Origin of the sequence: Polynucleobacter corsicus, from assembly GCF_018688255.1 — a bacterium.
In the GTDB taxonomy this organism is placed as follows: domain Bacteria; phylum Pseudomonadota; class Gammaproteobacteria; order Burkholderiales; family Burkholderiaceae; genus Polynucleobacter; species Polynucleobacter corsicus.
The window spans coordinates 586,672-606,142 of sequence record NZ_CP061314.1; the positions used below are offsets into that span (position 1 = coordinate 586,672).

17 protein-coding genes are annotated in these 19,471 nt (G+C 46.7%); 8 read left to right on the plus strand and 9 right to left on the minus strand.

Translation table 11 applies throughout. The annotated features are described in order from the left end of the window. The first annotated feature begins 12 nt into the window (after positions 1 to 12). Complete coding sequence (locus C2747_RS03190) at positions 13 to 1,062, plus strand: Ldh family oxidoreductase (protein WP_215332362.1); 1,050 nt, start codon at positions 13 to 15, stop codon at positions 1,060 to 1,062. Between the two features lie 19 nt (positions 1,063 to 1,081). Then, positions 1,082 to 2,053: a Bug family tripartite tricarboxylate transporter substrate binding protein gene (locus C2747_RS03195; RefSeq protein WP_215332364.1), complete on the plus strand. Its 972-nt coding sequence runs from the start codon at positions 1,082 to 1,084 to the stop codon at positions 2,051 to 2,053. 49 nt (positions 2,054 to 2,102) lie between these two features. On the opposite strand, the gene C2747_RS03200 is transcribed toward C2747_RS03195, so the two are convergent. Then, entirely contained in the window at positions 2,103 to 2,807 is a 705-nt protein-coding gene (locus C2747_RS03200; RefSeq protein ID WP_215332366.1) for a pirin family protein, read from the minus strand. Positions 2,808 to 2,879: 72 nt separating this feature from the next. Here C2747_RS03200 and C2747_RS03205 point away from each other — a divergent pair, with 72 nt between their 5' ends. Together C2747_RS03205 and C2747_RS03210 are read left to right on the plus strand one after the other, a co-directional pair. Continuing rightward, positions 2,880 to 4,286, plus strand: a complete 1,407-nt coding sequence (locus C2747_RS03205) for a TAXI family TRAP transporter solute-binding subunit (RefSeq protein WP_215332368.1) — start codon at positions 2,880 to 2,882, stop codon at positions 4,284 to 4,286. 33 nt (positions 4,287 to 4,319) lie between these two features. Next, positions 4,320 to 5,675, plus strand: a complete 1,356-nt coding sequence (locus C2747_RS03210) for a DUF3422 domain-containing protein (RefSeq protein ID WP_215332370.1) — start codon at positions 4,320 to 4,322, stop codon at positions 5,673 to 5,675. Between the two features lie 49 nt (positions 5,676 to 5,724). On the opposite strand, the gene C2747_RS03215 is transcribed toward C2747_RS03210, so the two are convergent. After that, a complete protein-coding gene (locus C2747_RS03215; protein WP_215332372.1) occupies positions 5,725 to 7,002 on the minus strand; it encodes an NAD(P)/FAD-dependent oxidoreductase in 1,278 nt (425 codons plus the stop codon). A gap of 9 nt (positions 7,003 to 7,011) precedes the next feature. Then, a complete protein-coding gene (locus C2747_RS03220) occupies positions 7,012 to 7,341 on the minus strand; it encodes a c-type cytochrome (RefSeq protein WP_215332374.1) in 330 nt (109 codons plus the stop codon). 184 nt (positions 7,342 to 7,525) lie between these two features. Between C2747_RS03220 and C2747_RS03225 the strand changes: the two genes are divergently transcribed. Genes C2747_RS03225 through C2747_RS03235 form a run of 3 tightly spaced genes read left to right on the plus strand, consistent with a single transcriptional unit; the run spans position 7,526 to position 11,120 of the window. After that, positions 7,526 to 9,247: an ArnT family glycosyltransferase gene (locus C2747_RS03225; RefSeq protein WP_215332376.1), complete on the plus strand. Its 1,722-nt coding sequence runs from the start codon at positions 7,526 to 7,528 to the stop codon at positions 9,245 to 9,247. Further along, positions 9,244 to 10,500 carry a sialidase family protein gene (locus C2747_RS03230; protein WP_215332378.1) on the plus strand — a complete coding sequence of 419 codons (1,257 nt, stop codon included), beginning with the start codon at positions 9,244 to 9,246 and terminating at the stop codon, positions 10,498 to 10,500. Before C2747_RS03225 ends, C2747_RS03230 begins: the two co-directional genes overlap by 4 nt. Further along, positions 10,497 to 11,120 carry a hypothetical protein gene (locus tag C2747_RS03235; protein WP_251374808.1) on the plus strand — a complete coding sequence of 208 codons (624 nt, stop codon included), beginning with the start codon at positions 10,497 to 10,499 and terminating at the stop codon, positions 11,118 to 11,120. Before C2747_RS03230 ends, C2747_RS03235 begins: the two co-directional genes overlap by 4 nt. A gap of 90 nt (positions 11,121 to 11,210) precedes the next feature. On the opposite strand, the gene C2747_RS03240 is transcribed toward C2747_RS03235, so the two are convergent. The 6 genes from C2747_RS03240 to fabI are packed head-to-tail and all read right to left on the minus strand — an operon-like array spanning position 11,211 to position 17,548. Further along, complete coding sequence (locus C2747_RS03240; protein ID WP_215332380.1) at positions 11,211 to 12,203, minus strand: Bug family tripartite tricarboxylate transporter substrate binding protein; 993 nt, start codon at positions 12,201 to 12,203, stop codon at positions 11,211 to 11,213. 59 nt (positions 12,204 to 12,262) lie between these two features. Then, positions 12,263 to 13,108, minus strand: a complete 846-nt coding sequence (locus C2747_RS03245; RefSeq protein WP_215332382.1) for an HpcH/HpaI aldolase/citrate lyase family protein — start codon at positions 13,106 to 13,108, stop codon at positions 12,263 to 12,265. A gap of 31 nt (positions 13,109 to 13,139) precedes the next feature. Further along, the gene (locus tag C2747_RS03250) at positions 13,140 to 14,510 is read right to left on the minus strand and encodes an MmgE/PrpD family protein (protein WP_215332384.1); all 1,371 of its coding nucleotides are present in this window, start codon (positions 14,508 to 14,510) and stop codon (positions 13,140 to 13,142) included. Between the two features lie 14 nt (positions 14,511 to 14,524). Then, on the minus strand, positions 14,525 to 15,409 hold the full coding sequence (locus tag C2747_RS03255; protein WP_215332386.1) for an HTD2 family dehydratase: 885 nt from the start codon (positions 15,407 to 15,409) through the stop codon (positions 14,525 to 14,527). A 31-nt stretch (positions 15,410 to 15,440) separates the two neighbouring features. Further along, complete coding sequence (chrA, locus tag C2747_RS03260; RefSeq protein WP_215332388.1) at positions 15,441 to 16,766, minus strand: chromate efflux transporter; 1,326 nt, start codon at positions 16,764 to 16,766, stop codon at positions 15,441 to 15,443. Next, positions 16,763 to 17,548 (minus strand): enoyl-ACP reductase FabI, encoded by a 786-nt coding sequence (fabI, locus tag C2747_RS03265; protein WP_215332390.1) that lies wholly within the window; start codon positions 17,546 to 17,548, stop codon positions 16,763 to 16,765. The genes chrA and fabI overlap by 4 nt, the downstream gene beginning before the upstream one ends. 50 nt (positions 17,549 to 17,598) lie before the next feature. Here fabI and C2747_RS03270 point away from each other — a divergent pair, with 50 nt between their 5' ends. Continuing rightward, the gene (locus C2747_RS03270; RefSeq protein WP_215332392.1) at positions 17,599 to 19,467 is read left to right on the plus strand and encodes an extracellular solute-binding protein; all 1,869 of its coding nucleotides are present in this window, start codon (positions 17,599 to 17,601) and stop codon (positions 19,465 to 19,467) included. The last annotated feature ends 4 nt before the right edge of the window (positions 19,468 to 19,471 follow it).

The window sequence follows — 19,471 nt, forward strand, 5'->3', positions numbered from 1 at the left end:
ACAAGAATAAACATGAAATATTTATCTATAACTCAGGCTGAGGCATTTATTGCACAAGCATTGCACGCCAACCAGGTGCCTTTGGCAGATGCCAAGCTCGTAGCCCAACTGATGATCCAGTCAGACCTCGTTGGCGCTGATGGGCATGGAATTTTCAGATTACCTGCTTACATTAAGCGTATTCGTGCTGGCGGTATTAATTTGAGTCCCAATATTCAGATTGAACGTGAGCAGGGTGCAACTGCTTTGATCAATGGGGATAATGCCTTGGGTCATTTGGTGATGAATAAAGCGGTCGAAGTTGCAATAGAAAAAGTGAAGCAACACAGCGTTTGTTGGGTTGGTAGTCACTATGGAAATCATTCTGGTGCAGCATCTGTATATGTCAGAAAGCTAGCTGAACAGGGGTATATCGGCATCTATATGGCGGTTGGCAACGCCAATCATATGGCGCCATGGGGCGGCATTGATTTATTGCTGTCTACCAATCCGATTGCTATTGCGGTTCCTTCGGGTGATAAGCCGATCGTTCTATTGGATATTGCGACTACAGTCGCTGCTTACGGTAAGGTAAAACTTGCTGCCCAAAAGGGTGAATTGATTCCCGATACTTGGATGATCGATCGACAAGGTCAGCCCATTACAGATCCGCAAAAATCGAGCGAGGGATCATTACTTCCTATCGGGGGTTACAAAGGATATGGTTTAGCTGTCATGATTGGTCTGCTAGCTGGCGCGCTCAATGATGCTGCAGTTGGCAAAGGCACGATTGACTTTAATGCGCATCATGATTTAATTACCAACACCGGTCAAACAATCATTGCTGTTGATCCAAGTGCTTTTGGAAGTAAAGAGCAATTTGTTGCCCGGGTAATCGCTTTGGTCGATGATTTAAAGGCCTCCTCTACATTGCCAGGTGTGAATCAAATTCGGGTACCCGGCGATGGTGCTGCAAGAGTGATGGCAGAGCGACTTTCGCATGGCATTCCGATCTCGAGCGAATTACAAGAGTCTTTGAATAACTGCGCCAAAGAGTGCGGGATTACAGCATTAGATTTATAACTTTCCGGAGGAGACAATAATGATTAAAAAATCAATTAAAAAAATAGTGTTGAGTTCTTTAGTGTTGCCACTAGTTTTGGGGACGGCGTTTGCGTCCTATCCAGATAAGCCAATCAAGATGTTGGTTGGGTATGCGCCAGGTAGTTCAACCGACATCGTTGGGAGAATGGTGGCGAATGAGCTCAGCATTGCCTTAAAGCAATCAGTCATTGTGGAAAATAGAGGCGGTGCTGCAGGTAGCTTGGCTGCGGATGCAGTTGCTAAAAGTGCTCCAGATGGTTACACCGTGTTATTTGCGCAAAATGGCTTAGCAATTAACGTAGCTGCAAACCCAAGACTCCCCTTTAATGGCCAAAAAGATTTGCTACCCGTTGTCGGAGTAGCCGCTACCCCACATATTTTGATTGTGAATACCAATTCCAAGGCTAAAAATGTGACCGATTTAATTTCTATGCTCCGAGCCGAGCCGGGAAAGATGAGCTTTGGCTCCTCTGGGATTGGTAACTCCGACCATATGGCTGGAGAGCTATTCCTGGCAACTACGGGTACTCAAGCGATCCACATTCCATACAAGGGTGGATCACCTGCTGCAACGGATTTAGTGGGCGGTCAAATTGATTTTTACTTTGCTGGTATGCCAGTGGGACTACCCTTATATAAGGGTGAAAAAGTCAATGCACTTGCGGTTACTAGTAAGAATCGATTTAGCGGAGCTCCCGAATTAGTCACTATTCAAGAGGCTGGTGTAAAGGGTTATGAAATGGCTTTGTGGCAAGGCCTGTTTGTACCAGCAGGAACACCTCCTGCGGTTATTAATACCCTCAGCAAGGCAATCTTGAAAATTCTAGAGACCCCAGAGATGAAGGAGCGTTTTGTGAAGGCGGGGGTACAAATTGCACCGATGACTACCCAGCAATTTACCGATTTATATGTCTCTGATATTGCCAGATGGAAAGTAGTGATTGAAAAAGCAAAAATTAAGCTAGATTAATTCCACCTAGCTCAGTCGTAAGGGTATTGACCTCAGTCGATACCCTTTTTTATTGGCTGCTGAGATCGAACACTAAGACCTCAGCATCTTTGCCGTCACCAATGAGTAGACTGCTTTCGTTCTCTATTAGTAGTGCATCTCCACTTGATAGAAGTATATCGTTGACATGTAAGGAGCCCCTTATCAGATGTACATAGGCCTTACGCTGTAAATCGAGATCCAATTTTTGAGTCTGATGGCCATCAAAAAGGCCAGCATATACCTTGGCATCTGCATAAATTTTGACGGCATTCCCCAACCCATCCGGAGAGGCAATTAAGCAGAGTTTATTTTGCTTGTCTGAGAGCGGAATCGATTTTTGCTCATAGCTTGGCGGGATCTCCATGACATTGGGCTCTATCCAAATTTGCAGGAAGTGGGTGGCTTGATCTTTAGCGTGATTGAACTCGCTATGGGTGACCCCAGTTCCAGCACTCATGCGTTGAACATCGCCCGGTGGAATGCCTTTGATGTTTCCCATGCTGTCTTCGTGCGCCAATTGCCCAGACAAAACATAGCTGATGATTTCCATATTGCGGTGGCTATGTTTGCCAAAACCCATGCCTGCGGCTACCCGATCCTCATTAATCACTCTTAAATTGCCCCAGCCCATAAATCGGGGGTCGTGATAGCCCGCAAAGGAGAAGGAGTGGAAGCTTTTAAGCCAGCCATGATCAGCGTAGCCGCGGTCTTGAGCTTTTCGGAGGGTTAGCATGAGGAGAGTCTTTTCTGGAGGGCAATAATCACATTATCATTAGCTTTTGACATATTTGCTGATTGGCCTTCCATGGGAAGTATCAAACAAGACATTAAAGAAACTTATCTCGGGCTATATGAAACCGTTCAGGAAAAGTGGAGTGATTTTTCTCAGTTCCTGAAAGAAGCTTGGCCTATTTTGGCCTTTCTCTTGGTGGTCTTGCTCGGAGTGTGGTGGTACGCCGATCCACCACCTCCAAGGCATGTTGTGATTGCAACTGGCCAGCCCGGCGGCTCCTACGACGCTTTAGGAAAAAAGTACGCTGCTTTTTTCAATAAAAAAGGTATTACTCTTGAATTGCTCCCAACAAAGGGTGCTGAAGAAAATGTGGCGCACTTGGTTGATCGCAAGGATCCAGTTCAGGCTGCCTTTGTACAAGCAGGTGCATTTAATCCTCATGAGGTTGTTGGAGTGGAATCTCTTGGCACGATTTCTTATGACCCAATTTGGTTGTTCTATCGCGGTCCAGAGATTAAGGCAAATGATTTTCAGGCTATTAAAGCTCGCGCCAGTTTCTTTCTGAATTCCAGAATGTCGATTGGTTTGAAGGGTGGCGGCACTCATGCGCAAGCAATGCATGTCCTGAAAGCCAATGGCTTTGAAGAGGGATCTCATTTTCTAAATTTCTCTAATACTCAATCGGTTGAAGCTTTGCAAAAAGGTGATATCGATGCAGCGTTTATTGTGGATGCTTACGAGGCTCCGAATGTTCAGAAATTATTAAAGGACCCTGGCTTGCATTTAGTTGCCTTTGATCGTGCGGAAGCCTATGCACGCTTGCTGCCATATATGCAAATACTAAATGTCCCTGCAGGCTCATTTAGCCTGGCGCGGAACTTTCCTCCAAGAGATATTAAGTTGATGGCTTCAACTACGAATTTACTGATTGATGACAGAATGCATCCGGCGCTCCAATTTTTATTTTTAGAGGCTGCACGCGAGATTAACGGTAAAGCAAGCTTCTTTGCGGAGAGTGGCGAATTTCCTTCCTTTAAAAATACAGGGCTTCCACAAAGCTCAGTAGCTTTACATTACGAAAAAAATGGCTCGCCATTATTAATGCTCTATTTCCCTTTTTGGTTGGCAGAACTGATCAATCGCTTAGTTTTTGTATTGCTGCCATTCTGTGCCGTGGCATATCCTGTCTTGCTAACTTTGCCGGGCTATCGCAATAAGCGCATGAAGCGAAAAATTGATAAGTTATACGGCACCCTTAAGAACTACGAGCGAGAGCTCACTGAAAACTTTCTGCCGGAAGTGAAAGATGAATATCTGAAGAAATTGGATTTACTGGAGTACGAGGCATTGCAGTTAAAAGTCTCTAAAAGTATGTCTGGCGATTATTACGCCTTACGAACCAGCATAGACTATGTCCGTAACTGCCTTAATCGGGGTGTCCATCCATATCAATCTCAAGATAATGCTGTTGGCGTATAGTTTAAGCACATCTATTTAATCAAGCCAAGCCCCATGAAACCTTACGATCATCCCGCTCGAAAACAATTGCACGAAGAGGTGCATGCGCGTCCACCTATTGCGCTTTGGCCAAATGAAAGAGTGCTATCACAATCCTTTTTGCTTGACGCAAATTCTCGTCAGACTCAAATTGAATGGATTCAAAAACTTAGTGTCGCCTTAGGTATTTCCAATGATCATCAGCAGGATCACTCCTTTAAGATGTTGACTCTGGCGCCTGAACCGGAGAGGGTATTAATTAAATGGGAGTTGCATGGCGAGTTTGCAACCATTGCAGCTATTACACACAACCCCATCAAAATCACTGGACCGTTATTGGAGTCACGCCTCGCTCTGGAAAAGAGTTTGGATGCATTACTTCAAAGTCTAGGCTGTCCAACCATTGTTGAGGCTGGCGGCGAAAGAATTTCTGCCTTAGATCTCGCATTTGAGCATCGCCCCCTCTTTGCGGAAGCTCAAGAAGTGTCTTCCATCTTTAGTGGGAATACCGTACTAGGTAGTTACATCTTATCGAGCAAGAAGGCTCAGTTGTGGACGGACTTGCGTTTAGATGAAGATGGCTTCATCTCTTATTTCATTCCCCACGATATTTTGGGCTCACGTCAGGCTGGTCGTGTGGCACGTGCAATTGCTGAAGCTGAAACTTATCGAATGGCAGCCATGATCGCTTTTCCGGTAGCGAAGAGCCTTTCGATGCCACTTCGAACTGCAGAGTCGGAATTGGCGGATTTATCTGAAAGTATTTCTCAATTACAAACTGAACCAGGAGTGCATACCGAAAAAGATGGCCAGTTTTTAGGTGAACTCTCTAATCTAGCCTCGCGAGCAGAGCAATGGATCTCCGGGTATGGATTGCGCTTTACTGCATCTGAAGCTTATAGCCAATTACTGAATAAAAATCTATTCGAGCTAGCGGAGTCTGCGATTCCGGGTGTGCAGTCCCTCTCCGAGTTTATGGATCGACGTTTTCAGCCGGCAATGGGAACTTGTATTTGGACTCAGCGTAGATTAAAAGAATTATCCGACCGAATCTCAAGGACAACTCAAACCTTGAGAACGCGTATTGAATTCGTTAATGAAGAGCAGACTCAAAAATTGCTGGCTAGCATGGATCAACGAGCGCGCTTACAGTTGCGTTTGCAAGAAACCGTGGAGAGCCTATCGGTTCTGGTGTTAACTTACTATGCAGTGAGTTTGCTAGCCTATATGGCTAAGGGTGGTAAAGAAGCTGGCCTTGCTATTCATCCAGAAATTATTGCTGCTATCGCTGCTCCAGTAGTAGCGATTGCTTTCTTATTTATTAGTAAGCGAAGACGTAAGCGAATCATTGAGATGGGTAAATCGCTGTAGACATTAAAAAAGAGGCCGAGGCCTCTTTTTTAATGAGCGTAAATACTTTTTAACCTAAGCTATCTGCCCAGATGTTGTGTGCCCAGCCCCAAGCATAAATACCCTCAAGAACAGAGGGTGCTGGTGATAGACCTCCAGAACCAGGAACGGTCTTGAATGTTTTTTCGGCGGCATTGTATTGATGGACGCTAGCAACGTGTACCACTTCTCGGCTATTTACAAAGCTATAGCAGGTGTTTGTCAGAACTGGTGCTGGATTGATTTCCCAGCCATTCAATTCTGCAACGATTGCCGCTGCTGCGACTTTGGCATGTTGATTAGCCATGTGGCCAGATTTGGGCATTAGTGGTGCAACTTGAATCGCGTCACCTAGCACATGAATATCTTTGCGTGCCGTTGATTCAAAGTTGAGGAAGTTGACATTCGCCCATCGGCCATTGGAATTGGCTAATCCAGTTTTGATGGCGATTTCACCAGCAGACATTTGCGGTAAGATATTTAATACATCAGCCTTCACATCATCTTCAACTTCGAGTTTGAGTGTTTTAGTTTTCGCATCAACACCAACTACATTGCTCTTTGGGCGATACTCAATCATTCCAGCGTATTGCTCAGCCCAAACCTTCTTGAATAAAGCACCCTTAGATACGACATCCTGATTGGCATCCAAAATCAATACCTTACCCTTAGGATTGTGTTGCTGAAGGTAGCTTGCCACCTGACATGCACGCTCATAAGGTCCAGGAGGGCAGCGATAGGGAGCTTCTGGAATGCTGATTGCAAAAGTACCACCTTCACGCATAGCAGCGATTTGCTTATGCAAGGCAACCGTTTCTGGGCCAGCTTTCCAGGCTTGTAGTGTTACACCATCTTTATTGGCTTGTGCGAGGCCTTCAACGCTTTTGAAGTTCAGTGAAACGCCAGGAGACACAATGGCTTTGTCGTAGCGTAAAGTTTTTCCAGAGGCGAGCGTTACTGTCTTTTTATCTGGATCAATGCTGCTGACGCTATCTTGAATAATCTTGATGCCATGGCGCTTGCTGAGGGTGTCATACGGTGAGGTAATTTCAGCGATCGTACGTGAGCCACCGATGACCAAATTAGACATTGGGCAGGACACAAAAGATGTATTGGGCTCAATCAGAGTCACTCTGGCGGTGTTATTGGAGAAGAGTCGCAAATATTTAGCGGCGGTAGCACCACCATATCCACCACCAATGACCAAGATTTCTGCTTTTTGTAAATTAGCTGCTTTAGTTTGGCTTGAGAGACCTGCAAGCAGGCCAACTGCTGCAGCGCTCTGACCTATAAAATGTCGACGATCCATAGCGCCTCCTTATTGTTTCTTGCCAAGTTGATTGGCAATAGTGGTGAGTTGTTCGTCAGAATAGCCTTTAGCTAACTGAGGCATGATGGTGCCCTCTAATGCCCCAGATTTATAAGCCTTTAGTTTGGCGAGCATTTGTTCGCTAGTGAGGTTATTTATTAGAGGCATGCCGCCATCCACAACGCCTTTGCCATCGGTACCGTGGCAATTGGCGCAGGTAGCAGCAAGGCTACGTTGATATAGTTGGTCAGCGGTTTGGGCGAAGCCCAGTCCACTCCACTGGCTCAGGCCAATGAGGGCGCTAGTTACCAAAATAGGTTTTAAATACTTCACTTGCATAGGGATTTTCTCCGTCTTACACACAACTGTTCTTGGGATATTGCTGATGGACTCTATCTTAATCAGATAGGGATAGGATTAGTGGTTTTACTTAGATTGATTTTCAATAAGCTCAGAGCTAAAAATGAGGGTATTGACCATGCCAGTTTTTAATATTTAAGTCCAAGACCTATAAACTAGCAATATGCGAGGATCATTTACCTATCGAAATGCCATTTTCATCCTACTTCTAGGTGTATTTACCTATCTATATGGTTTAGATAGTCGCTTTGCTCCGAAGAATGGGGATGAGTATCCCTATATGCATATCGTCCGAATGACCGCGGATGCTGGCGCTTGGTTGCCCCTTCAATCGGAGATGGACGGCATCAAAAATACGAAGCCTCCTTTGGTATTTTGGGAGGGCATTGCTAGTACCAGCTGGGGAAGCGACTGGACACTCTTCGCACTACGTTGGCCCAGTGTTGTGTATACCGGCTTAACCGCACTATTCTTATTTTTGACCGTCTCTCGTTTTAGCGGTAGACGGCAGACTGGCTTATTGGCAGCTTTAGTATGGCTCTCCTTTTTTGCAACTTACCGCTATGGTCGTCCGTTTTTAACAGACCCCCCCGAAGTCTTTTGGCTAAGCTTGCCTTTCTTCGCACTGCTGTATTGGGGTAAAGCTGCTTTTGAATCGAAGCTTTTATTTCCTGTATTGGCAGGCGCCTCTCTTGGCATGGCTTTACTGTCAAAGTCTTTTGCCTATATTGTTCCTGCCGCATTTGCTTTGGGCTTGTTCTACTGGCGTTGGCGTAAATGGAGTATTCCCAAGGTCTTATTGCAAGACCTTTACAAAGTCCTGCTGATTGCTGTGCTCGCTTTGGGCGTATTTGCACTTTGGTTTGTGCTTGATCCGTTCCCTGAAGCGGTTTGGAAAGAATTTGTTTTGGGTGAAAATGCCGGTAAGTTTGAAGCGCGTAGCTCCAACTATTTATTGGATTTAGTGCGGGGTGGCGATAGTGTTTGGATGCTGGCTTTAACGACTTTAGCTAATGCCGGACTCTTTACCTTCGTGTTGATTTCTGCATTAATTCAATGTTGGCGAGAGCGGCGTTTCATGTCTCTTGAAGAGAGTCTGTTACTGCTATTGATCTTAGCCTTTTTTATTGTGTTTAGTTTGCCAAGTCAGCGCTCTGGGCGTTATCTACTTCCAGTGATGCCAGCTTTTGCTGCCGTGATCGCACTGTATTGGGATCGATTGCCCGTCTGGGGATTTCGGATTGCATTACTACTGCAGTTGCTATTACTTACCGCGCTGGTTTGGGTGGGCGGTAATTTACAACTGTCAAACTTCCTAGGTCAGTCTGGCATCTGGAGTTACTCCCCTTGGCATTGGGTTTTTATGGGAGCCGCGATGGCCCTAGTATTGCTTGGACTATTGAATCGAGGGCGTACCAAGGTAATCGCTTTGGCGGGCTGCTTTCTTTGCTATTGCGCACTGACAAGTGGCTTATCACCGCTCGAGGGTGCCTTGGGTCGTTACTCGCAAGCAACAATCCAAGGCCTTGCCGGAAAAGATGTTTGGGTGCCTTGCGACTATCGCGCCAAGGATGAAGAGTATCGACTCTTGTTACCTGGGGCAATATTGCATGGCTATTTGGCAAAGGATGCCGGTCAAATTGATTTGCTGACGAATACTTACCCGTTGGTAGCGGTGCAGTCAGCGATTGGTGTGGAGCCCGCCTTGTGTGATTCTTGCAAAATAGTGGGTAATCGGATGGAGATGCGAGCACGCCATTCTGATGCAGAGATTCAGGCGATACTTAGGGGTCATATTGGAGAACACTTGTTTGTGAATGAATATTTAATTGCTACTCCTGCAACTATTGCGTTGTCATTGGTGGGTAAGGATGCTTGTCGATGAGTCGTGTGATTGCCTTTTGTTTTTTATTGCTTGCTTCGGTGCTAGGTTATCTTCACATTGACAGTCGGCCAGTATGGGCGCCGTTTGCAAGCGATTACCCCATTAATCCTACCAATCAACTTGATGATGTATCTGGATTAGCTGAGGATGCTAAGCCAGTTAAGACGCTGAAAAATACTGCGCCAGTAAAGTCACTAAAGCCTGCTCAGCCTAGCCTGCAGACAGATTGGCTGCCTGATACTGGAGCGCCTTCAGTGCATGCCGCCTCTTTAATCGCACTGAATGATGGTGCGGTGAGGGCCTTCTGGTTTGCAGGGAGTCGCGAAGGCGCTCCAGACGTAGTCATCAATACCTCTGTTTTTGATCCGCAGGCATCTCGATGGAGCGCCCCAACAGTTGTAGTGGATCGCGTTAGCGCTGAAAAAGGCTTATCTCGCTACATTGCTAAATTGGGCAATCCTGTTCCAGCCAGAATGGCCGATGGCCGCATGCAATTATTTTTTGTCACAGTTTCTATTGGGGGTTGGGCTGGCAGCTCAATCTCTTCGATGATTTCAGGTGATGAGGGTTTGACTTGGGATCGGCCGCAGCGCCTAATCAGTTCCCCGCTGATTAATCTCAGCACCTTAGTAAAGTCACCGGCTGTGTCATTTGTAGATGGGCGGCTGGGTTTACCGGCATATCACGAGTGGATTGGTCGCTTTGGCGAGTTTCTGAGAGTGGATGCAAGCCAAGTGATCGATAAGCGACGCATGAGTTCGGGTAGGGGTGCAATTCAGCCGGTAGTTTTTACTGATGGCCCGCAGGCGGCAGAAGCTTTCTTTCGTCAAACTCGACCTAACTCTCAGCCAAAGCAAATCCCTGTAAGTGAAACTAAGGATGCTGGGCAATCATGGACAGTAACAAAAGACTTGGAGATTCCAAATCCCAATTCAGCGCTTGCTGCACTTGCTTTAGCTAATGGTACGAGAGTGATGGTGTTGAATAACATCGAGGCAGGGCGCTATCGATTAGTGATGGTCATGCGCGAGCCCAGCTCCCCTCAATGGCGGGTAGTACAGGTGCTCGAGGATGATGAATCTTTACTTAATAATCAGCATCGAGAATTTTCCTATCCCTACTTCATTTCTGCCAATGGTGAAGATGCGCATCTTGCCTATACCTGGAATAGAACAAAGATTAAGCATGTATATTTTCCAGCCGCCTGGTTTAAGCATGCCCTCAGCAGTCTGAAAGAAAAGGAAGCGCAATGATGACTCCTTATTTACAACTGATCGCTCTTCTGGAGATGTCGCTTACTTGTGCGGTAGTGCTGATTATTCTGTCGCAAAAACTTTCCACAAAAGAGATTCCATTTGCAATTCGCGTGCTTGCAGTTTTTTTGCTGGTAAATCTATTTTTCTGGCCATTAGGAATGTCACTGGAATTGCCTTTGTCTGCCTATGTACGTGGAGTCGCTGGTGAGTTGAGTATTGTGACAATGCTCTTGCTTTGGAGTTCCATACTTCCCACTGCAAAAAAGACGCCGCTAGGATTTAAAGTCCCAGTGGCCTTGATTGCGATTGCGTTTTATCCCTTGGCGCTGGGTCTTGGAATGCTCGATCCCTATGCTTGGGGTTACGGCTCTATTGGTCTTTTAATCGCCACTATCTTCTTTGCTATAGTTTGCGGCCTAGCAGGCTGGACTAAGGGTATTTGGATCCTGTCCTTTGCGATCATTGCGTGGGCAGCCCATTGGCATGAATCTGCAAATCTCTGGGACTATCTCTTAGATCCCTTCTTGGCTATTTGGGCTTTGCTAGCAATCCCGAATGCGATTTATCAGAAACGTCGCGAGAGGGCCCAGTCAGGCTATTTGTTCAGGGCAGGTTGAGCGGTGAGTTAGTTAGTACATCAATTTATTTTAGGTAACAAAAAAGCCAGCAGAAATTCGCTGGCTTTTTTGTTTACCGCTATTCCGGAATTAATCTGGAATATTGGCCTTACGAATAACTGGACCCCAGATGTTGATTTCTTTTTCAAGGTGATCTTTGAGGCCTTTAGCGGATGCTTTATCCATTGGCACGATATCAATATTGGCATCATCCAAACGCTTCTTCACATCAGGAGTATTCAATGCTTTCTTGAGTGCAGCATTGATTTTGTCTAGCACTGGCTGTGGAGTGCCTTTTGGAGCGTACACACCGTGCCATACTTTCACTTCAAAGCCTTTGAGGCCTTGTTCGTTCAAAGTGGGAACGTTAGGAATTGCAGGCAAACGCTTCATAGTTGTAGTACCAAATGCCTTCACACGGCCATCCTTGATATAAGGAATAGTTTGCGTTGTCTGATCGCACAAGAGGTCAACTTGACCACCCAAGAGGTCAGTTAAAGCAGGACCAGTTCCCTTATAAGGAATATTGGTCAAGCGAACACCCATACGACTTTGGAACAGCAAGCCGCATAGCTGTGATACAGCGCCAGGACCCGCATTAGCCATCGTTACTTTTGAGCCGTTGGCTTTAATGTAAGCCTCAAGTTCTTTAAAGTTGTTAGCTGGCAAATCTTTTTTACCGAGCAATACCATTGGCACATCAGCAACCTGGCCGATGTACTCAAAGCTAGTCATTGGGTCATATGGGAGCTTGTCGTAGAGCGCATTTGCTGTAGCCATGCCCATGTGATGAATATAGATGGTGTAGCCGTCTGGAGCTGCGCGGGCTACTTTAGTGGAGGCAATTGTGCCGCCAGCACCGGGCACATTCTCAACTACAACGGTCTGACCTAGAGACTGACCCATTGGCACCGCAATTAAGCGTGCGATAGTGTCGGTAGGGCCACCAGCTGCAAATGGAACGACCAATTGAATGGATTTAGTTGGCCAATCCTTTTGGGCTGACGCAATATTGCTACCCAATAAAGTGCTGGCGCTGATTAGTGCGGCAATTCCAGCAAAGAGGGTTTTTTTGAATTTCATTTGAGTCTCCGTTAATGTGTAATGCGAATCAATCTTGCCACTATTAGACACTATCAACCCTAGGGCTTACCAGCAATCGCTAGTGTTCTTTGAGCTAACAAGACAACGGGGCGGTCAATCATGCGCCCATCTAGTTTTACTGCGCCACCTTTCGACGCTTTGTCAGCTTCAATCACTCGATGTGCCCAAGATACCTCTGCGGCCGTGGGCATAAAGGAATCCTTCACTAGGGAGACCTGTTTTGGATGAATACACAGCTTGCCACCAAAGCCCATTCTTTTAGCACGCTCGGCATCATCTGTGATGCGCTCTATATTGTCAGTAGATGGGGTAACCCCATCAATTGGAGGGGCAATTTGGGCTAAACGTGAGGCCAACACAATCTGAAAGCGCGCAGTTTGCAGTTCAGTTTCTTGTGCGTCACAGATCATGCCTAAGTCCGCTTGCAAATCAATATTGCCTAAGGCTAAGCGCAAGACTTGTTCAGAGTTTGCGATTTCATTGAGGCGATCAAGACCGATGGCAGTCTCAATCATCGGAATGATGGCAGTGTTTGGAAGGATTTGTGCTGCACCATTGATTTGATCGAGAGATTCACTTTTTGGAATGAGTAAGCAAGCTGCATCTAACTCTTGGACCAACATAAGGTCTGCCGCATAAAAATGACTACCGGGAGAATTTGAGCGAATGATCAGACGCTTTTTTTGTTCTGTGGTGAATGAAGGCCAAGCCGCACGTATTGCTGCGCGGGCAGATTCTTTATCTTCATGGGCAACTGCGTCCTCTAGATCGATGATGACGCCATCAGCACCACTATCGAGTGCTTTAGTAAATCGCTCTGGGCGGGTCCCCGGAACGAATAAGAAAGTACTACTAAAGCCGATAGGTGTATCAAGTGGATTCATGAATGTAGTTTTTTAAATATGAGGGTGAGACTTAGGAGATCAACATACCTATCTTGGACTCCTTGCGGATATTCCACAAGCGCTCAATTGCGGCGCTCATCTCATTTGGGCTTGCGCCGCCACTAAATGCAGCAAGGCGCATAGCCTTATCGGTAATTTCAGCGCGACTGAGAGTATTGCCAGGATCGCCTTTGGGTTCATCAACACGACCCTCTAAAACCTCACCACTATTCAGGTAGACCTTGACTTTGCCAATCCAGCGCTGAGGGTAGGCGCCATCCACTTCAGGATCTAGGACCATCGTGACGCGATCCCGGAATGCGCAAATGGCTTGATCATGAAAGTGTTGATCAAATTCTTGAAGACCTGCAAATTGATAGTGAGCGATCAAGGCTAATACAGTCCCCATGGAGAACTTAGATTGGTGCACAGTCACTGGATCAGTCACTGGGCCCAGCACATCAATGGCACCCTGATGAACCATGGTTTCTACTTTGGTGATATCGCTAGGTTTAAGGTGATGCGCCAACATGACTTGCAACAAGGCATCTGCCGCAGGGTGAGTGTGACGACATGAGGCGTGATATTTAAAGCTTGTCTCAGCAATAGTCCAGCGACTACCTAATCGGTCAATCAGCTTACTGGGATCTGCATCGCTTGACATACCAGCAGCTAAACCTTGTTTACCCTCTAAGATGTGTTCAGCGCCAGTAAAACCAGATTGCGCTAGGTAAGCCGACATCAAACCAGTGGAGGCAGCGTGTGCAGTATGTAGCTGCTTAGAGTCGGCGGCATCGCGCAGAAATTCCCAAAGGCCAGCGGATTGGGTGCCCGCCGAACCGAAGGCGTGCAACATTTGAGTGGGGTTCAGTTTCAGTAGATGACCCACTGCGGCGGCGGCGGCCAAGGTGCCGGCAGTACCAGTAGTGTGAAATGTTTTGTAGTGTGAGCGACCTAGAAATTCACCAACCCGAATACCAACTTCATAACCAGCAACAGCAGCAACCAACAGATCTTCACCTGAGGCGCCAATCGTTTGTGCTGTCGCTAGTGCCGCAGAAAACACCACGGTGCCTGGGTGAAAGACAGAGCCGTTGTGCACATCATCTTGCTCGGCTACATGTGATGCTGCGGCATTAGCGAGCGTCGCTAAAAAAGGGCTCGAGCTCTTGCGGCTAATCAGAATTTCAGCAGAACCAGGATTGGCAGCATTAAAGCCACCCATGTTTTGCGCAAACTGCGTCATTGTTTCTACTGGACGTGAACCTTTACCAGCAATGGCAGAGCCAAACCAATCCACCAGTAAATCTTCGGTGCGTGCAATCACCTCTTGGGGAATATCGCCAATCTTTAATTCGGAAGCAAATGTCGCTAAGGCTTTAGATAAGTGTGGAGTAGTCATGAAGTCAAAATTTCCTAAGCTAAAACTGCAGTGGCTTGCATGGTGAGCCAGCCTTCATGATCTTCGGCCCAAATGGAGATCGTTTTCCCAGAAGGATCTTTCTCCAAATCAGGCTTAGCGCTTACCTTAAATATATTGATATCAAAAGTCGGGCGAATGGCGCGGAATTCAAATCGCTTTAACTTGCAAGCTGGAATACTCTGACGTACAAGATCTACCAACAAGGTCGCAATTAAAGGGCCGTGAACAATTAAGCCAGGATAGCCCTCAACTTCAGTAACGTATTTACGATCGTAATGAATGCGATGACCATTAAATGTGAGCGCTGAGTAACGGAACAATAAAACATCATCAGGAGTAATTGTTTTGGACCAAGTAGCTCCAGTAGGCGCTGGCGTTGGTGCCACCGGCTTATCGTCTGGGCCGGGAGCATCGCGATACACAATGTCATGCTCTTCAACTAAAGCCAAGCCATTTTGATTGGAGATGGTGTGTTGGACCAATACAAAGATCAGATCACCAGTGCGACCCGCTTTGTGTGTAACGGATTCAATTTTGGAGACGCGTTCGATTGCATCGCCAACTGCCAGAGGGGCTAACCACTCAATTCGACTACCGGCCCACATGCGACGCGGCAATGGAACGGGGGGTAAAAAGCCGCCACGCTTGGGATGACCATCAGCGCCGATTTCTGATTGAAGGGCGCAGGGTAAAAAATAGAGCCAATGCCATAACTCTGGCAGAAAGCTTCCTTCGGTGGGCGCGGCATCAGATCGATCGAGTGTTGCTGATAAAGCCCTGACTGGAGCTGCGGTAACAGTGTCTTGAAGGGTTTCAGTTTTTCCGAGCCATTCTTGGAGATGGGTAATAGTTTGGGGTTCAATTCGCATAAGTTCCATTATGCCAATTTCAGCCCCCAATACAGCCTTACTAGATCAATAAAGTAGTTAGTAAATAACTCAGAAGCCCAGCTAGAGCTGAACCGATCAACACACTAATCACTCCTTTTTGGTACTTAAAGAGTGCTAGAGCGGCAAGTAAGGTAATCACAATGGAAATCCATGAGATTGAACCGCCAAGACCATGTGGAAAAAAGACGTGATACGCAAAGAACAGACCCAGATTGGCGATGACGCCAACCACTGCTGCAGAGATGGCAGTCAGGGGTGCAGTAAAGCTCAGCTTCCCATGGGTAGATTCGATGAGTGGACCACCGACTAGCACCAGGAAAAAAGAAGGTAAAAAAGTAAACCAGGTAGCAACACAAGCCCCAAGCACGCCAAACCAAAACGGATTGCTATTACCAATCAGGTGTTGAATATGGCCAGCAAGATATCCAACAAAAGCCACCACCATGATGAGCGGTCCTGGAGTGGTTTCTCCAAGCGCTAAACCATCCATCATCTGACCTCCGCTAAGCCAGTGAAATTGATCTACTGCGCCTTGGTAGACGTAGGGCAGAACTGCATAAGCACCACCAAAGGTAAGGAAGGCGGCTTTAGTAAAGAACCAAGCAATTTGCGGGTAGAGCGTTTTCCAACCAAAGATCAGTACTAAGGCAATAAACGAAATTAACCAGAGCGCGAGAACAACCGCGCTGTGCAGTGCCAGTTTCTTTTTGGAAAACTGAGCATGGTCTGGAGTAGGGGTGTGATCATCAATTACTGCGGGAGCGTGTGCCGCTGTTGATTTATCGTGAGCAGCAGTTTGCTGAAAATATTCTGGGTAGCACTTGCCACCCCAGATGCCCATCAATGCCGCAAATATAACAATGAGCGGGAAGGCCAAATTGAAAACAAAGATGGCCAGGAAGGATCCAAGCGCAATCCAACGTAGTGCTTGATTGTGTAGCGTGCGTTTACCAATCCGTACTGCTGCGTGGAGCACGATGGCAGTGACGGCGGGTTTGATGCCAAAAAAGATAGCGGCAATCCAGGGAACTTGGCCAAAGGTAAGGTAGATCCAAGATAAGCCGATCAAGATAAAGAGGGAGGGCAGAACAAAGAGAGTGCCCGCTAAAACACCACCCCAAGTGCGATGCATCAGCCAGCCAATATAAGTGACTAACTGCTGCGCCTCAGGACCTGGTAACAGCATGCAATAGTTGAGCGCATGTAAAAATCGCCGCTCAGAAATCCAGCGACGCTTTTCAACTAGCTCTTGATGCAGGACGGCTATCTGTCCAGCGGGCCCACCAAAACTAATAAAGCCCAGCTTGGCCCAAAATTTCAGGGCCTCGCTTAATGGAACGCTCAAACTTCTTCCATGCCGCCAACTACTTGGCTAAAGCCGTTATCGACATAAATGATTTCAGCGGTGATGCCGTTTGCTAAATCAGACAATAGGAAAGCGGCGGTATTTCCAACATCATCAATCGTGACATTGCGACGCATGGGGGCAGTCTGTTCAACTGCCTCCAAAATCTTGCCGAACCCTTTAATGCCAGCAGCGGCCAAAGTTTTAATCGGGCCAGCAGAGATTCCATTGGCGCGAATGCCTTTGGGTCCAACTGAGCCAGCGATGTAGCGTACCGAGGCTTCAAGTGAGGCCTTAGCAAGTCCCATGGTGTTGTAGTTGGGAACGTTACGTAAGCTGCCGAGGTAAGTTAGTGTCAACAAGGAAGATTTGTCGCGCAACATAGGCAAAGCTTCTTTTGCCATCGCCGGAAAGCTGTAAGCCGAGATGTCATGAGCGATTTTGAAGCCTTCGCGAGAAAGACCTTCTAAAAAGTCTCCAGCAATCGCTTCACGCGGTGCAAAGCCAATCGCATGGACAAAGCCATCAAACTGCGGCCAAGTCTTAGCCAAATCCTTAAAAAGGGCGGAAATCTGCTCATCGCTGCCAACGTCGCAGTCAAAAATCAGTTCGGTATTGAATTCTTTAGCGAAATCGACAATGCGGTCTTTGAAGCGCTCGCCAACGTAGGTAAAGGCCAGTTCAGCCCCTTCGCGGTGGCATGCCTTGGCAATACCGTAGGCAATAGAGCGGTTAGAGAGAAGTCCTGTAATCAGGATTTTTTTGCCGGAGAGAAAGCCCATGTTGTTTCCTTTACTTCAAATATGATTAGCTATCTACAATTGTTGCATATATGCCCACCCTAAACCCCATTCGCCAAATAGCCCATTTCTTGCTGCTAGCCATGCTAGTGGGGCTTGGGGCCAATGTAGCGCAGGCAGCCCAAGGGATTTCCCAGTATGGCAAGCCTAAATATGCTGAAGGATTTGCCCATTTTGATTACGTGAATCCTCATGCCCCTAGGGGAGGTACCCTCACTTTACCTAACCCAGGGCAAAGAACCAGTTTTGATAAGTTCAATCCTTTTACTCTGCGAGGTGTAACGGCGCCCGGAATTGAATTGATGTTTGAATCTTTGGCCGAGGGAAGTGCTGATGAGGTATCCAGCATTTATGGTTTGCTTGCTGAAGATATTGCTGTTGCCCAAGACCATAAGTCGGTAACGTTTCGTATTCGTCCTGAAGCCAAGTTTTCTGATGGTAGCCCAGTCTTAGCTGCAGATGTGAAACATAGCTTTGATGTATTAATGAGTGGTAAAGCGCATCCACGCTATAGAACCACCTTCGCAGATATCAAAGAAGCGGTTGTGTTATCAGATCGAGCAGTGCGTTTTGATTTCAAAAACAACAATACAGAATTGCCTATTTTGGCGGGAACGCTCCCTATCTTTTCTCGTAACTGGGGAAAGAAGCCGGACGGCACGATCATTCCTTTTGAGAAGATTGCATTTGAAGCACCATTGGGTAGTGGGCCTTATCTCATTGAATCCTTTAAAGCTGGTAAATCCATTGTCTATAAGCGAAACCCGCAATATTGGGCCGATCAATTAAGTAAGCCTTTAAATGTCCGCGTTGGTTTTTATAACTTTGAGCGCGTGCTTTACAAACTCTACAGTGATGATGCTGTTCGTCTAGAGGCCTTCAAAGCCGGGGAGTTCGACGCTATCGTTGAATACCGCGCCAAGATCTGGGCTAAGGGTTATGTGGGCTCCAAGTTTGATAACGGCACCCTACTGAGGAAGGCATTCCTCAATCACAATGGGGCAGGGATGCAGGGTTTTGCAATGAACCTTCGTCGCCCCATCTTTAAGGATGCTCGAGTACGTGAAGCTTTGGGTTACGCCTTAGATTTTGAATGGCTCAATCGCCAAATTTTTTATGATCAATACAGTCGTATCAATAGCTACTTTCAGAATAGCGATTTGAGTGCGAATTTTGATGGACCGCGTAAGCCCACTGAAGCAGAGCTAAAGCTGCTAAGACCATTAAAAACAAAGTATCCACAATGGGTGCCTGATGCGGTATTTGATTCAATGCCCCCAGCCCCCTCCACCAAGTCACCAGACAGCCTACGTCAGAATTTAAAGAAAGCCCGCGAACTACTGATGCATGCTGGCTGGCAGTATCGCGATGGCGCATTGCGCAATGAAAAGGGAGAGCTATTTCGTTTTGAGATGGTGGAAGATGGCGGATTCTTTCTGAGGGTAATTTCGGCTTATGTTCGCAATCTAGAGAAGTTGGGAGTTCAGGTGGATATTCGAACTAGTGACTTTGCCCTTCATCAAAAGCGGATGAATGAATTTGATTTTGATATGACAACAGTTCGTTTCCCAGATTCACAAAATCCTGGGAATGAATTATGGGATCGCTTTGGTAGTCAGGCTGCCAAAGAAAAAGGGTCAGATAATGTCATTGGCATTCAGTCACCAGTAGTGGATGCCTTGATTCAGGAAATTACTAAAGCACAAAATCGCGAGGAGTTACGTGCCGCTACGAGAGCCTTAGATCGCGTGCTCTGGAATAGTTATTACATCATTCCACAGTGGTACAACCCAACGCACCGTGTTGCCTATCGCAAAGAGATGCGCTATCCAGAACCTCCCTTGTACTACTCAGCGGAGCCTTGGATTATCCAAAACTGGTGGAAAGAGGAGGCTAAATAATGCA

Bases quoted from the DNA above. Each gene is read 5' to 3' on its own strand.
- C2747_RS03205 (WP_215332368.1), top strand. From the start codon at position 2,880: ATGGGAAGTATCAAACAAGACATTAAAGAAACTTATCTCGGGCTATAT.
- C2747_RS03230 (WP_215332378.1), top strand. From the start codon at position 9,244: ATGAGTCGTGTGATTGCCTTTTGTTTTTTATTGCTTGCTTCGGTGCTA.
- C2747_RS03220 (WP_215332374.1), bottom strand. From the start codon at position 7,341: ATGCAAGTGAAGTATTTAAAACCTATTTTGGTAACTAGCGCCCTCATT.
- C2747_RS03235 (WP_251374808.1), top strand. From the start codon at position 10,497: ATGATGACTCCTTATTTACAACTGATCGCTCTTCTGGAGATGTCGCTT.
- C2747_RS03250 (WP_215332384.1), bottom strand. From the start codon at position 14,510: ATGACTACTCCACACTTATCTAAAGCCTTAGCGACATTTGCTTCCGAA.
- C2747_RS03195 (WP_215332364.1), top strand. From the start codon at position 1,082: ATGATTAAAAAATCAATTAAAAAAATAGTGTTGAGTTCTTTAGTGTTG.
- C2747_RS03200 (WP_215332366.1), bottom strand. From the start codon at position 2,807: ATGCTAACCCTCCGAAAAGCTCAAGACCGCGGCTACGCTGATCATGGC.
- C2747_RS03240 (WP_215332380.1), bottom strand. From the start codon at position 12,203: ATGAAATTCAAAAAAACCCTCTTTGCTGGAATTGCCGCACTAATCAGC.
- C2747_RS03270 (WP_215332392.1), top strand. From the start codon at position 17,599: ATGCCCACCCTAAACCCCATTCGCCAAATAGCCCATTTCTTGCTGCTA.
- fabI (WP_215332390.1), bottom strand. From the start codon at position 17,548: ATGGGCTTTCTCTCCGGCAAAAAAATCCTGATTACAGGACTTCTCTCT.
- C2747_RS03225 (WP_215332376.1), top strand. From the start codon at position 7,526: ATGCGAGGATCATTTACCTATCGAAATGCCATTTTCATCCTACTTCTA.
- C2747_RS03255 (WP_215332386.1), bottom strand. From the start codon at position 15,409: ATGGAACTTATGCGAATTGAACCCCAAACTATTACCCATCTCCAAGAA.
- C2747_RS03210 (WP_215332370.1), top strand. From the start codon at position 4,320: ATGAAACCTTACGATCATCCCGCTCGAAAACAATTGCACGAAGAGGTG.
- C2747_RS03190 (WP_215332362.1), top strand. From the start codon at position 13: ATGAAATATTTATCTATAACTCAGGCTGAGGCATTTATTGCACAAGCA.
- C2747_RS03215 (WP_215332372.1), bottom strand. From the start codon at position 7,002: ATGGATCGTCGACATTTTATAGGTCAGAGCGCTGCAGCAGTTGGCCTG.
- C2747_RS03245 (WP_215332382.1), bottom strand. From the start codon at position 13,108: ATGAATCCACTTGATACACCTATCGGCTTTAGTAGTACTTTCTTATTC.